Raw genomic sequence first — 12,527 nt, 5'->3', positions numbered from 1 at the left:
TGTTCTCTTCGCCGGGTCCAGAGCTGCGCCGCACTCGATGGGGTTTGGAGTGTGTTGCTCGCGTCCACTAAGCAATTCTGAGGCAGCAAACAGCGTGTGTTGTTTGTGTGTTTCAGAGGGTTACGGCGGTTATGGCGGGAAGGAAACACCCGGTTACATTCCGAACCCGGAAGTTAAGCTTCTCTGCGCCGATGGTACTGCACTCGGGAGGGTGTGGGAGAGTAGGTCACCGCCGGACAATCTTTCTCGAGGAGGGTTCCGACGCTTCACAGCGTCGGAGCCCTCTTCTTGCATTTCCGCGTGTATGGGGCGTATTCCGGGCATGACGGCTTTCCGGTGGCGGCCCTCACAGGAGGGCGTCACTCTGGAAGTGTGAAGCGTTCTTCACCTTCGGGGCGAACTTCCAGGTCAGCGCGGCGTCGTCGCCGGCGCTTGATCGCCTGGGCGGTTACGCCGGTGTCGCTCACTCTGGTGGCGGCAGGGGTGGTCGACGTCTTCGCCGATGCCTTCGGGATGCGCGGCTCTTTGCTGGTCTTCTTGGACGAGCAGGACAGCCTGATCAGCATCGTGCTGGGAGTCGCCGGTCTGCTGACGGTGGGTGCACTGGAGGTGGTACGGCCTCGTCACGAGGCGGGTGACCCGGCCGGCGAGGTGGAGACGCCCCCGTCGGAACGACACCTTGGCCACGCAAGCGGCCCCGACCCAGCAACTGCTTCCGACCCACACCTACTCGCGACGGACACGACCGATCCAGCCGTCAAGGAAGGCGTTGGTGCGGGGAGCGACCCGAGTGGTGCCGACCCTCGTTCGGGTGGGCCAGGCGGGTCGGGTGGCGGGGACGCGAGCGGGCCGGGTGGGGTTGTGGAACGTTCCATTGCGGTGGGAGGTGATAATCCGGGGGTGGCGATGACGGGGGATCAGGCCACGGCGGTGACTGTGGGGCATGTGGATGTTGATGTCGCCGGGGATGTGCGGTTGCCGCCTCGGCCGCCGGTGCCTACGCGGCCTGTGCAGTTGCCGCCGCGGCCGCCGCGGTTGCTCGGGCGGGATGAGGTGGTGGCCGAAGTTCGGGCGCGGCTGGGGTCGGGGTGTGCGCAGCCGGGGGTCGTCGCCGTGTACGGGCTGGGTGGGGTTGGGAAGACGAGTCTGACTCTGGAGTACGCGCATCGGCATCAGCAGGAGTATCAGCTCATCTGGCAGCTGCCTGCCGCGGATCCGGCGGTGCTGTCGGCCGCGTTCGCCCGGCTGGCCGCGCTGCTGGGGTTGCGGGAGACAGTAGATGCGGCCGATCCGGTGGATCAGGTGCATGCGGCGCTGGCCGCGCGTACCGAACCCTGGTTGCTGATCTTCGACAACGCGCCCGAGGCGGACGCGCTGCGCCCATTCCTGCCGCCGGCGGGGCCGGGGCATGTGCTGATCACGAGCAGGTCGGGGAACTGGCCCAGGGAGCAGGGGCTGGAGCTGCCGGTGCTGGAGCCGGAGCCGGGGGTTGAGCTGGTGCTGGCGCGGTCGGGGCAGGACGGCGGTGCGGCGGCCGCGGCGGTGGTCGCCGAGCTGGGGGCGTTGCCGCTGGCGCTGGAGCAGGCGGCGGCGTTCATGGCGGAGACGGGGCTCACTCCGGCCGAGTACCTCGACCTGCTCGACGGCCGGCGAACGGAGCTGCTCGCCCAGGGGAAGGCGTGGGGGTATCGGGAGCGGGTCACCACCACGTGGCGGCTGTCGTTCCAGAACCTGAGCCGAACCAGCCCGCAGGCGATCGCGCTGCTGCGGGTGCTGTCGTGCTGCTCGCACGAGGCCATCCCGTACCACCTGCTGCTGTCACCGCTGGAGGAGCGGACGCCGCGTGAGCTCTTCGCGGCCGACATGCGGCGGCAGCGCGCGTACGGGCGGACGCCGCGATCGACGGTGCGCCTGCTGCGGGACTTCCATCCCTGGCTCAGCGCGCTGGCGGTGCTGCGGGAGCTGCCGTGTGACGCGCTGACGATCAACGCGGCCGTCAGCGCGCTGCGCCGGCACAGCCTGATCACCCAGCCGGTGGACGGCATGGTGTCGGTGCACCGGCTGGTGCAGGCGGTCACCCTGGACCAGTTGGCACCTCCTGAGCAGCAGCGCTGGCGTGACGCCGCCGCCGTGCTGCTGGAGTCGGTGCTGCCCGACGATCCCTGGCAGGCCGGCTCCTGGCCCCGGTACGACCACCTGCTGCCGCACATCATGGCGGTGCTCACCCCGGTCTCGCCCGGCATGGACAAGACCGGGCAGTACCTGGGGGCGAGCGGCGACTACCGTACGGCGCGATCGGTGTTCCAGGAGATCTGCGACGCGCTGACCGCGCGGCTGGGGCCCGAGCATCCGTCCACGCTGACCGCCCGCCACGAGCTGGCGCGGTGGACGGGCGAACTGGGAGACGCCGCGTCGGCGCGCAGGCAGTATGCCGGGTTGCTGCCGGTTCGGGTACGACAGGCGGGTCCTGAGCATCCGCTCACGCTGAGCGTCCGGCACGAGCTGGCGCGGTGGGCGGGGGAGCTGGGGGACGCGGCTTCGGCGCGCGGGCAGTACGCGGACCTGCTGCCGGTACGGGAGCGGGTGCAGGGTGCGGAGCATCCCGACACGCTGACGGTCCGACATGAGCTGGCCCGGTGGACGGGCGAGCTGGGCGACGCGGCGGCGGCCAGGGACCTGTACGCGGAGCTGGTGCCCGTCAGGGAACGGGTGCAGGGCCCCGACCACCCCGACACGCTCACCGCCAGGGCGAACCTGGCGCAGTGGACCGGTAACGCGGGCGATCCGGTGGCCGCGCGTGACCAGTACGCGGCACTCCTCCCGGTACGCAGCCGGGTGTCCGGTTCCGAGCATCCCGACACCCTTGTCATTCGGGCGAACCTGGCGCAGTGGACCGGCCAGGCGGGTGACCCGGCGGCGGCCAGGGAGCAATACGCGGCCCTGCTGCCGATCAGGGAACGCGTGCAGGGGCCCGAACACCCGTCCACGCTGATCAACCGGCACGAGCTGGCGCGCTGGACGGGCGAGCTGGGCGACGCGACGGCGGCCCGCGATCAGTACGCGGAGCTCCTCGTCGTCCGCGAGCGGGTGTCGGGCCCCGAACACCCCGACACGCTGACGGTCAGGCATGAGCTGGCGCGGTGGACAGGTGAGCTGGGCGACGCGGCGGCGGCCAGGGACCTGTACGCGGCGCTGGTGCCCGTCAGGGAACGGGTGCAGGGCCCCGACCACCCCGACACGCTCACCGCCAGGGCGAACCTGGCGCAGTGGACCGGCAAGGCGGGGGATCCCGGGTCGGCTCGCGACCAGTGCGCGGCGCTGCTGCCCGTCAGGGAACGTGTTCTCGGCCCCCGGCATCCCTCGACCCTGCTCACCCGGCACGAGCTGGCCCGGTGGACGGGCGAGCTGGGGGACGCCGCCTCGGCCCGCGACCAGTACGCCGACCTGCTCGTCCGCCGCGAGCGCCGGTCCGGTCCTGAGCATCCGGACACCCTGACGACCCGGCACAATCTGGCGTACTGGACCGGCCGGGCGGGCGACGCGGGCGCGGCCAGGGATCAGTGCGTGGCGCTGCTGCCTGTACGGGAACGTGTTCTCGGTCCTGAGCATCCGGACACCCTGATCACCCGGCACAACCTCGCGTACTGGCACGGGCAGGCCGGCGACGCGGCGGCGGCGCGGGCCGAGTACGCGGCGCTGCTGCCGGTCAGGGAGCGCGTGCTCGGCCCCGAGCATCCCGACACGCTGACGGTCAGGCATGAGCTGGCGCGGTGGACGGGTGAGCTGGGGGATCCGGTGGCGGCCAGGGACCTGTACGCGGAGCTGCTGCCGATCAGGGAACGGGTGCAGGGCCGCGAGCATCCCGACACGCTGACCGCCAGGGCGAACCTCGCGTACTGGACCGGCAAGGCGGGAGACGCGAGGTCGGCCCGCGATCAGTACGCGGCGTTGCTGCGGGTCAGGGAACGGCTGCTGGGTCCAGGGCATCCCAGCAGTCGCACGACCCGGGAGCAACTGGCTTACTGGACGGCTCGCGCCTGAGCCGAGCCCCGGGTGAGCGTCGCGTCCGCGAATGGACGGCTCGCGCTTGAGCGGAGCGCCGCGTGGGCGTCGCGTTCGCGCAGGGACGGGCCGCGCTTGGTGGCTCTGCGTGGACGGGCCGCGCTTGATGGCTCTGCGTGGACGTGGTCCTGCTCAGTGGGTGCCGAGGGTGGCCGCCGCGACGACGAGGAGCAGGGTGCCCGACATGGCCGAGACGCGGCGGGCAGCCTTCGGGGTGCCGGTCAGGGCGCGGCCGGCTCGGGCGGTGAGGGTGGCGACCAGGCCGTAGAGCAGGGCGCAGTTCACGATGTGCAGCAGGCCGAGCGCGGTGAGCTGGAAGCCGAGCGGCACCCCCGTTCCGGTCGAGATGAACTGCGGCATCAGCGACAGGTACAGCAGCAGGCCCTTCGGGTTGAGCAGCGCCGTGAGCAGGCTCTGCCGCAGCACCTTGCCGGACGGTTCGGCGGTGGGCGCGGCGAGCGCGTGGCCGCCGCTCTTCCGTAGCGCCATCAGGGTTCTGACGGCGAGGAAGACGAGGTAGGCGGCGCCGGCGTACTTCATCGCGGGCAACGCGGCGGGCACGGCGCGCAGGGCGGCGGCCAGCCCGGCGGCGGCCAGGGCGGTGTGCACGGCGTAACCGCCGCAGATGCCGGCCACCGCGGTCAGCCCGGTCCTGCGGCCCTGGCCGAGCGAGCGCGCCATCACATACAGCATGTCGGGCCCCGGGGTGCAGATCAGCAGGAGGTCCATCCCCAGGAACAGCAGCAGGAGGTGGGTGTCCATAGCAGCGACGCTAGCCGAAAGGGCCTGGCACACGATGGTGGATCCGTGCCCGTGCGGGGACGCTCGTGGCAGGATATTGCGCCATGGACGCCATCGACCGCAGGATCCTCCAGGAGCTGCAGCGGGACGGGCGGCTCAGCAACACCGAGCTGGCCGATCGGGTGGGGCTCACGCCGTCGCCGTGCCTGCGCCGGGTGCGCCATCTGGAGCGGACGGGCGTCATCCGCGGCTACCGGGCGCTGCTCGACGGCGACGCGATCGGGTGTGGATTCCAGGCGTTCGTGACGGTGGTGATGCGGTACGAGGACCATGACACCGTCGCGGAGTTCGAGCGGCGGGTGGCGGAGATGCCGGAGGTGGTCGAGGCCCATCGGCTGTTCGGGGATCCGGACTTCCTGCTGCGGGTGGCGGTGGCGGACGTGCGGGCCTATGAGCGGTTCTACTCGGAGACGCTGTCCGGGCTGCCGGGGGTGGCGCAGGCCACCTCACATCTGGCGATGAAGGCCATCAAAGCGGACGTCGGCCTCCCGGTCACCGACCATCGAGCACGCTGACCCCCACATCGGGGTTCCGTACGACAGGAGAAGGGACCCGCACGTGGCATGCGGGTCCCTGAAGCCGAAAGGGCTACTGGGGCAGGACCAGGAGGGCGTCGCCGACGCCGCGTTCGGCGCCGTCGGAGGGCCGGTTGACCACCTTCTTGTCCACGAACAGGGCGGTCGAGCCGCCGCCGTCCAGGTTGATCGCCTGCGTGGCGCCCAGCCAGCGCATGAACTGGGCCGCCTCGACGAAGTTCGCCCCCACCGTCACCCCGGGCCGGCGCCCGTCGATGGTGGCCAGGATGAGGCTGCCGTTCCTGGTGGTGCCGAGGAGTGTGCGCGGGTGGCGGCGCAGGATCATGTTCATCGAGTCGTGCCCGTCCCGCTTGGCGGTGATCTTCGTCTTGCCGTTGCGGACGAGGCCGACGCCGCCGGCGATGACGTTCAGGTCGGGGGTGAGCTTGAGGGCCTTCTTGGTGCGCAGGTCCACGACCTTGCTCACCACGTCGACCTTCCACTCCTGCCAGGCGTGCTCGTTGAGCCAGTCGGAGCCCACGCCGTTGCCGTGCAGCACCCGCGTGCCCTTGGCCACCGCGGCGCCCGAGGCGCGCAGGCCGATGACGCGGCCGCCGGCGTCGAGGACGGCGTCGGTGCCGCCGGTGGGGGTCTTGGCCCCGTACTCCTCGGTGTAGAGGACCAGCTCATCGGTCGTCGCGGCCCGGTTGATGCCGTTGACCTCGGCCCGCTCGCCGTCCTGGGAGATCGCGGTCACGTCGGTCTTCAGTTCGGTGATCTTGGCGGTACGGCCTCTGAGCACCACGGCAGAGCGGCCGGGCACGGCCTCGCTCAGCAGTCTGCCGCCGACGACGGACGCGCCGACGGGCTCGCCGCGCAGCGCCTTGTCGGTGTGGATGTTGAAGAAGCCGCCGTTGACGGCGACCACGGCCTTGCCGGCCTTGGCCATCGAGGAGACGGTCTCCCGCTTGGCCACGCTGGTGCCGAGCGTGGCGGCGTACGAGCCGCGGAAGGTCCGCGCGTCGATCATGACGACCTTGACGTCCCAGGGGCCGGTGGTCTTGAGCCCGTCGTCGCCGAGGTAGTCGACCTTGACCTTCAGCCCGGCCTCTTTGAGCTTCTTGGCGCTCTTCTCGGCCTTCTTCTTGTCCTTGAGCGACCACAGGCCGACGCGGACCATGTAGACGGTCTGGGAGGGGGCGTCGGCGACGCCGGGGCGGACGACCTTCTGCAGGCTGGCGGTCTCGCCGGCCGCCTCCACCTCGGCGACCCTGGCCTCGGCGGTCGGGAGCATCCCGTAGTCACGGCCGCTCGGCATGAGGACCGTCACCGTGTAGCCGTCGGTGGACGAGCCGGCCTTCACGTCGTACAGGTCGATGCCCTGCGTCACGGTGGTCATCGTCTTGGTCGGCACAGCACGTGCGCCCAGCGGGAACCTGGCCGACGGGAACCTCACCGAGCTCAGCTCCGCGGTCGCGGGCTGCGCGGTGAGGGGGAGCGCCGCGGCCATGGCCAAGCCGGCGGCGAGGGTACGTCGAGACATGAACTCTCCAGAGGGCGGAAAAGGGACCGCACCATAGTGGCGAGATCATGGTCTTCAGGTCAGGAGAACACGCGAAACGAGTAAAGAGGTTACGAGATTGACACCACATGTGGATATGATTCGGATATGACTCGCAACTGCATGTGGTGGCGGCCGACAGACGGCCGCTGACATTCGCATGCAAGGGCCGTCCCTGGGACGGCCCACCGACGCGGGCGGCTTCTCTCCGGGACGGCACGATTCCGGAGGAGAAAAGACCTGATGAACGACCTCGTGCTCACGGGCGACCGCCCGACCGGCCCGCTGCATCTGGGCCATTACTTCGGCTCACTGGCCAATCGGGTGCAGTTGCAGGATCGCTATCCGATGTACGTGCTGATCGCCGACTACCAGGTGATCACCGACCGCGACGTGCCGGGCGAGATCCGCAAGCACACCACCGACCTGCTCCTCGACTATCTCGCGGTGGGGATCGACCCGGCCAAGGTGACCATCTTCCAGCACAGTGCGATCCCCGAGCTGAACCAGCTCCTGCTGCCGTTCCTGAGCCTGGTGTCCGTGGCCGAGCTGCGGCGCAACCCGACGGTCAAGGACGAGATCGCGCACAGCTCGCAGGCGGCCGTGAGCGGCCTGATGTTCACCTATCCGGTGCACCAGGCGGCCGACATCCTGTTCTGCAAGGGCACGCTGGTGCCGGTGGGCCGGGACCAGCTCCCGCACGTGGAGGTGACGCGGCTGGTTGCGCGGCGCTTCAACGAGCGTTACGGCGAGGTGTTCCCGTTGCCGGAGGCGCTGATGGGTGAGCAGCCGCTGCTCAGAGGGTTGGACGGCGGCAAGATGAGCAAGAGCCGGGGCAACGCGATCCCCCTGTCGGCCACCGAGGACGAGACCGCCGCCCTCATCCGCAAGGCCGTCACCGACCCGGACCGGATGATCACCTACGACGAGGAGCGGCGTCCCGGGGTGGCCGGGCTGCTCACCCTGGCGGGCCTGTGCCTGGGCCGGTCGCCGGGCGAGCTCGCCGAGGAGATCGGCGACGGCGGGGCGGCCACGCTCAAGCGGGTGACGACCGAGGCGGTCAACGAGTTCCTGCGGCCCATCAGGAAGCGCCGCGCCGAGCTGGGCGCGGACGACGTCCGGCGGATCCTGGTCGAGGGCAACGAGCGGGCCAGGGAACGGGCGGTCCGCACGCTGGAGGAGGTGCGGGTCGCGATGGGCTTCTGAACGACGCGACGGCAGGACGGTCATTTTCGTAACGGCGCCGGTGGGAAGTCATGCCTTTCCCGGCGGCGCCCTATCGAAGGGGGTCGGGCGGCGTGCGTTTCGGAAACGCGGCCATGCGGGGGAGGACATTTCCCGGACATTTGGCGAGGTCAGAAAACAGAAGAGCGCCGGAGATTATCCTGTAAGTCGTGCGTCGATCCCCGTTCTGGCCACAAAGCCGATTCGCGTTCGCCCCTGACCCCGCCGACCGGAATATGTCATGACCGGCGCCTGGCAACCGCCCGACCAGCATCCGCCCGACCGGTTCGAGCCCGACCAGCGACCGTCTGACCGGTTCGAGCGCGACCAGCGACCGCCCGATCAGCGGCAGCACCGTCAGCCGCCGCCGGAGCCGGGGGACGAGCGGTGGCGGCCCGAGCCGTCGCTGCCTATCACGCCGCCCCCTCCAGCCCTCGGCATCATCTCCCTGCTCATGGGCGGGATCGGCGCGGCGGCGGCGTTCTTCCCGCTGCTGCGGCTGCCGGGGGTGCTGCTCGGTCTGATCGGCGCCGGGCTCGGCGTGGTGACCGTGGCCGTCAAGTCGCTGGGCGGCAAGCTGCTCGCGGCCGGCGGGTTCGCCCTGGGGTTGGCCTCGGTGCCGATCGCGGTGCTGCTCCTCCTCCAGCAGCTCGGGGAGCCGGCCGCGATCGTCCCGCCCCTGTCGGTGAGCTCGGCCGAGCCGTCCAGTAAAGCCACCACACTGACGGGGCCGGCCGAGGTGGAGTTCGAGGTCGACGGTTACGGGGTCGACGTCGCCGCCGTGGCGTACCGGATCGACGGCCCCTCGCGGAAGGCGGGCACGGTGGACGACGGCTACGCGGAGCTTCCCTACCGGCGGAAGGTGGAGCTCGACGAGGCGCCGCTGAGCATGTGGCTGATCGCCGGCCGGAGTCGTGAGCAGGGCAGCCTCGTCTGCCGGATCAGGGTGAACGGGCTCGTGCTGTACGAGGAGCGCGTCTCGGTCGACTCCACGGCGTCGGAGTGCAAGGCGGAGTGGTGGGTGTCTTGACGGCCGGCCGGCTACGGCGTCAGCGGCTGTCTCTGCGGAACGACTCCAGGGCCAGCAGCGCCACGTGCAGGGAGAGGCAGGACTCGACGTCGTCGAGGTCGGTGCCGAGGATGCGCTCCAGGCGGCGCAGCCGGTCGTAGAAGGCGGGCCTGGACAGGTGGGCCTTCTGCGCGGCGACGGCCTTGTTGCGCCCGCAGTCGAGGTAGACGCGCAGGATCCGGGTCAGGTCGCCGCCCCGCTGCGCGTCGTGGGCCAGCAGCGGGCCCAGCTCCCGCTCGGCGAACGTCTGCAGCCTGGCGTCGTCGCGCAGCAGGTGGAGCAGGCCGCGCAGGCGCAGGTCGGGCAGCCTGTAGTAGGCGCGGCCGTCGGGCTGGCGGACCGCGACGTCGGCCACCTGCTCGGCTTCGAGGAAGCTGCGGCGTACATCTCTGATCGACTCCACCACCGAGCCGGCCGCCAGCACGAACGACGAGCCGGGCCGCCACAGCACGCGCAGCCGTTCGGAGAGCGAGGTGAGCGCGGGCTCGGCCTGCGTGCGCGGCGGCAGCGGCATCAGCACGCCCACCCGCTCCTGGTCGAGCGCGCCGACCAGGGCCGGCAGGCGGGCGTCGCGGCAGGCGGCGGCGGTGGCCTCGGCCAGCTCGCCGAGCTGCGCCTGCCCGTCGAGCGCCTGGTCGATGGGCTCGGTCGGCCTGATGACGACGCTGATCAGCTTGCGGCCGGTGAGCGGCACGCCCACCGCGCGGGCGCGGGCGGCGGCCTCGTCGGGGTCGGCGTAGGCGTGGGTGAGGATGCCGGTGATGATGGTGCCGTGCGCCTGACGCTCCAGCGACTCCTGGTGGCGCTCCAGCAGGCGGCCGAGGGCGAGCGTGGTGGCGGCCCGCTCGGCCAGCACCATGTCACGCGGCGACGGCTGCGCGTCGCAGAGCAGGATCAGCCGCCCCCAGTCCTGCCCGCGCGCGCCGACCGTGGTGACCAGCCAGCCGGAGGCCGGATCGTACGCGGTGCGCTCGGCCGGAGCGACAGCTCTTGACCTGGTCTCCCAGCCCGCCAGCAGGGCGCCCGCGTCGCGTCCCGCCGACTCGGCGGCCAGGACCTGGTGGGCGAGGTTCTCCAGCAGCACCGGCCGGCCCGACAGCCGGGCCACCTGGGCCAGCACCTCGGCCGGCGAGGCGCCCTCGACCGACAGCTCGGTGAAGACCTCGTGCAGTTGCTCGGAGGCGCGCAGCTCCTCCAGCTGGATGTCGATGATGCGGGCGTGCACCGATTCGGTGATCTGCACGAACGGCGTCTCGCGGGTGAGCACGACGACCGGCAGCCCGTGCTCCTCCGCCGCCTGGACCACGACCTGCGGCAGCTCACCCACGAACCGGCGGCCCAGCTCCACGATCAGCCCCGAGGCGCCGACCGAGGAGAGCTCGCCGATGTAGTCGGCGAGCTTGTCGGGGTCCTCCGGCAGGGCCACGCCCGTGGTGAGGACCAGCTCGCCGCCGCGGAGCAACTGGGCGATGTCGGCGATCTCGCCGACGTGCACCCACCGCACCTTGGTGTCGAGCCGGTCGGCGCCCGCGACCACGCGCGGGCTGCCCCGGCGCACGGTCTCCAGAGCGAGGACGTCGGCGATGGTGGGGAGCACGGGCCGAGCTTATCCGATCAGCCTGTAAGAACGGTGGGAGGCCGATTGACAGTCTGCCAACCTGGTCACGGCTGAAGATCCTCTTCGCGGTATTCGCGGCGGGGCTCGCGGACCCGCAGCTCGACGCGGCGGATCTTGCCGGAGATCGTCTTCGGCAGCTCGTCGAACTCCAGCCGCCGTACTCGCTTGTACGGTGCCAGCTCCCTGCGGCAGTGCTCGAAGATCGACCGGGCGGTGGCCTCGTCCGGTTCGTGGCCGGGGGCCAGCGTCACGTACGCCTTGGGCACGGCCAGGCGTACCGGATCGGGGGCCGGCACCACGGCGGCCTCGGTCACCGCCGGGTGCTCCAGCAGCACGCTCTCCAGCTCGAACGGCGAGATGCGGTAGTCGGAGGCCTTGAAGACGTCGTCGGTCCTGCCCACGTAGGTGATGTAGCCGTCGGCGTCGCGGGTGGCGACGTCGCCCGTGTGGTAGTAGCCGTCACGCATCGCTTCGCCCGATCCACCGATATATCCGGACATGAGGCCGAGGGGGCGGCGGTCGTCCAGCGGCAGGCAGATCTCACCGTCGTCGCCCTGCTCGCCCGAGACCGGATCGATCAGCACGACCTGGTAACCGGGCAGCGGCCGGCCCATGGACCCGGGCCTGACCGGCTCGTCGGGCGCGTTGCCGATCTGCGCGGTGGTCTCGGTCTGCCCGTAGCCGTCCCTGATGGTCAGGCCCCACGCCTTGGCCACCTGGTCGATGATCTCGGGGTTGAGCGGCTCGCCCGCGGCCACGGCCGTGCGCAGCGGCAGCTTCCACGCCGTCAGGTCCTGCTGGATGAGCATCCGCCACACGGTCGGCGGCGCGCAGAACGTGGTGACCCGCTCGTCGCGCAGCACCTCCAGCAGCGCGGGCGCGGAGAAGCGCTGATAGTCGTGGACGAGCACGGTGGCCCCGGCGTTCCAGGGGGCGAAGACGTTGCTCCACGCGTGCTTGGCCCATCCCGGCGAGGACACGTTGAGGTGCACGTCACCCGGCCTGATCCCGATCCAGAACATCGTGGACAGGTGCCCGGCCGGATAGGAGGCGTGGGTGTGCTCGACCAGCTTCGGCTGCGAGGTCGTGCCGGAGGTGAAGTAGAGCAGCAGCGTGTCGTCCGCGCGGGTCGGCGCGTCGGGGGTGAAGGTCTCGGGCGCCTCGTACGCCTCGCGGTACGGCAGCCAGGTGTAGGCGTCGCCGACCGCGATCCTGGTGTACTCGCCCGGCCCGAACCGGCCGACGTCGGCGGCGTTGGCGATGACGTGGGAGACCCGCCCGCGCTCGATCCGTTCCGCGATGTCCTTGCCGGTCAGCAGCGTGGTGGCCGGGATGACGACCGCGCCCAGCTTCATCGCGGCCAGCAGCGACTCCCACAGCTCGGCCTGGTTGCCGAGCATGAGCAGGATCCGGTCGCCCCGGCGCACGCCCTGCTCGGCGAGCCAGTTGGCGACCTGGTTGGAGCGGGCCGACAGCCCGGCGAAGGTGTACTCGGCGCCGCTCTCTCCGACGATCTTGAGAGCGACGGCGTCGGGGGTCTCGGCGGCCAGGACCCCGTCGAACCAGTCGAGCGCCCAGTTGAACTCGGCCGTCTCCGGCCATCGGAAGTCGCGGCGGGCGGTGTCGGGGTCGGCGCCGAGAAGGAAGTCGCGGGCGGCACGGAAATCGCTCATGTCC

General features: G+C 71.0%; 9 protein-coding genes and 1 rRNA gene. 5 read left to right on the top strand and 5 right to left on the bottom strand.

Annotation, left to right across the window (positions count from 1 at the left end):
* Window positions 1–121: 121 nt before the first annotated feature.
* Window positions 122–238, top strand: a 5S ribosomal RNA gene (gene rrf / locus OIE67_RS36580).
* A gap of 121 nt (window positions 239–359) precedes the next feature.
* Here the strand turns inward: rrf and OIE67_RS36575 are convergent.
* The gene (locus tag OIE67_RS36575; RefSeq protein ID WP_326629114.1) at window positions 360–566 is read right to left on the bottom strand and encodes a hypothetical protein; all 207 of its coding nucleotides are present in this window, start codon (window positions 564–566) and stop codon (window positions 360–362) included.
* Window positions 567–1,056: 490 nt separating this feature from the next.
* Between OIE67_RS36575 and OIE67_RS36570 the strand changes: the two genes are divergently transcribed.
* The gene (locus OIE67_RS36570; RefSeq protein WP_326629113.1) at window positions 1,057–4,041 is read left to right on the top strand and encodes a tetratricopeptide repeat protein; all 2,985 of its coding nucleotides are present in this window, start codon (window positions 1,057–1,059) and stop codon (window positions 4,039–4,041) included.
* A 153-nt stretch (window positions 4,042–4,194) separates the two neighbouring features.
* Here OIE67_RS36570 and OIE67_RS36565 read toward each other — a convergent pair whose 3' ends face one another.
* Window positions 4,195–4,824 (bottom strand): LysE family translocator, encoded by a 630-nt coding sequence (locus tag OIE67_RS36565; RefSeq protein ID WP_326629111.1) that lies wholly within the window; start codon window positions 4,822–4,824, stop codon window positions 4,195–4,197.
* An 83-nt stretch (window positions 4,825–4,907) separates the two neighbouring features.
* Here OIE67_RS36565 and OIE67_RS36560 point away from each other — a divergent pair, with 83 nt between their 5' ends.
* Window positions 4,908–5,378, top strand: coding sequence for an Lrp/AsnC family transcriptional regulator (locus OIE67_RS36560; protein ID WP_326629109.1), 471 nt, complete (start codon window positions 4,908–4,910; stop codon window positions 5,376–5,378).
* Window positions 5,379–5,451: 73 nt separating this feature from the next.
* Here OIE67_RS36560 and OIE67_RS36555 read toward each other — a convergent pair whose 3' ends face one another.
* Window positions 5,452–6,921, bottom strand: a complete 1,470-nt coding sequence (locus OIE67_RS36555) for a phosphodiester glycosidase family protein (protein ID WP_326629107.1) — start codon at window positions 6,919–6,921, stop codon at window positions 5,452–5,454.
* Window positions 6,922–7,182: 261 nt separating this feature from the next.
* Between OIE67_RS36555 and trpS the strand changes: the two genes are divergently transcribed.
* Both trpS and OIE67_RS36545 read left to right on the top strand, forming a co-directional pair.
* Complete coding sequence (trpS, locus tag OIE67_RS36550; protein ID WP_326629106.1) at window positions 7,183–8,145, top strand: tryptophan--tRNA ligase; 963 nt, start codon at window positions 7,183–7,185, stop codon at window positions 8,143–8,145.
* A gap of 259 nt (window positions 8,146–8,404) precedes the next feature.
* Window positions 8,405–9,193, top strand: a complete 789-nt coding sequence (locus tag OIE67_RS36545; RefSeq protein WP_326629104.1) for a hypothetical protein — start codon at window positions 8,405–8,407, stop codon at window positions 9,191–9,193.
* Between the two features lie 19 nt (window positions 9,194–9,212).
* Here OIE67_RS36545 and OIE67_RS36540 read toward each other — a convergent pair whose 3' ends face one another.
* A complete protein-coding gene (locus OIE67_RS36540; RefSeq protein ID WP_326629102.1) occupies window positions 9,213–10,829 on the bottom strand; it encodes a PucR family transcriptional regulator in 1,617 nt (538 codons plus the stop codon).
* Between the two features lie 65 nt (window positions 10,830–10,894).
* Entirely contained in the window at window positions 10,895–12,523 is a 1,629-nt protein-coding gene (locus OIE67_RS36535; RefSeq protein ID WP_326629101.1) for an AMP-binding protein, read from the bottom strand.
* Window positions 12,524–12,527: the final 4 nt, after the last annotated feature.

The organism is Nonomuraea fuscirosea, from assembly GCF_035917475.1.
Taxonomy (GTDB): Bacteria; Actinomycetota; Actinomycetes; order Streptosporangiales; family Streptosporangiaceae; genus Nonomuraea; species Nonomuraea fuscirosea.
Note: the sequence above shows the minus strand (reverse complement) of the source record. Positions and strands in the feature narration are given on the sequence as shown.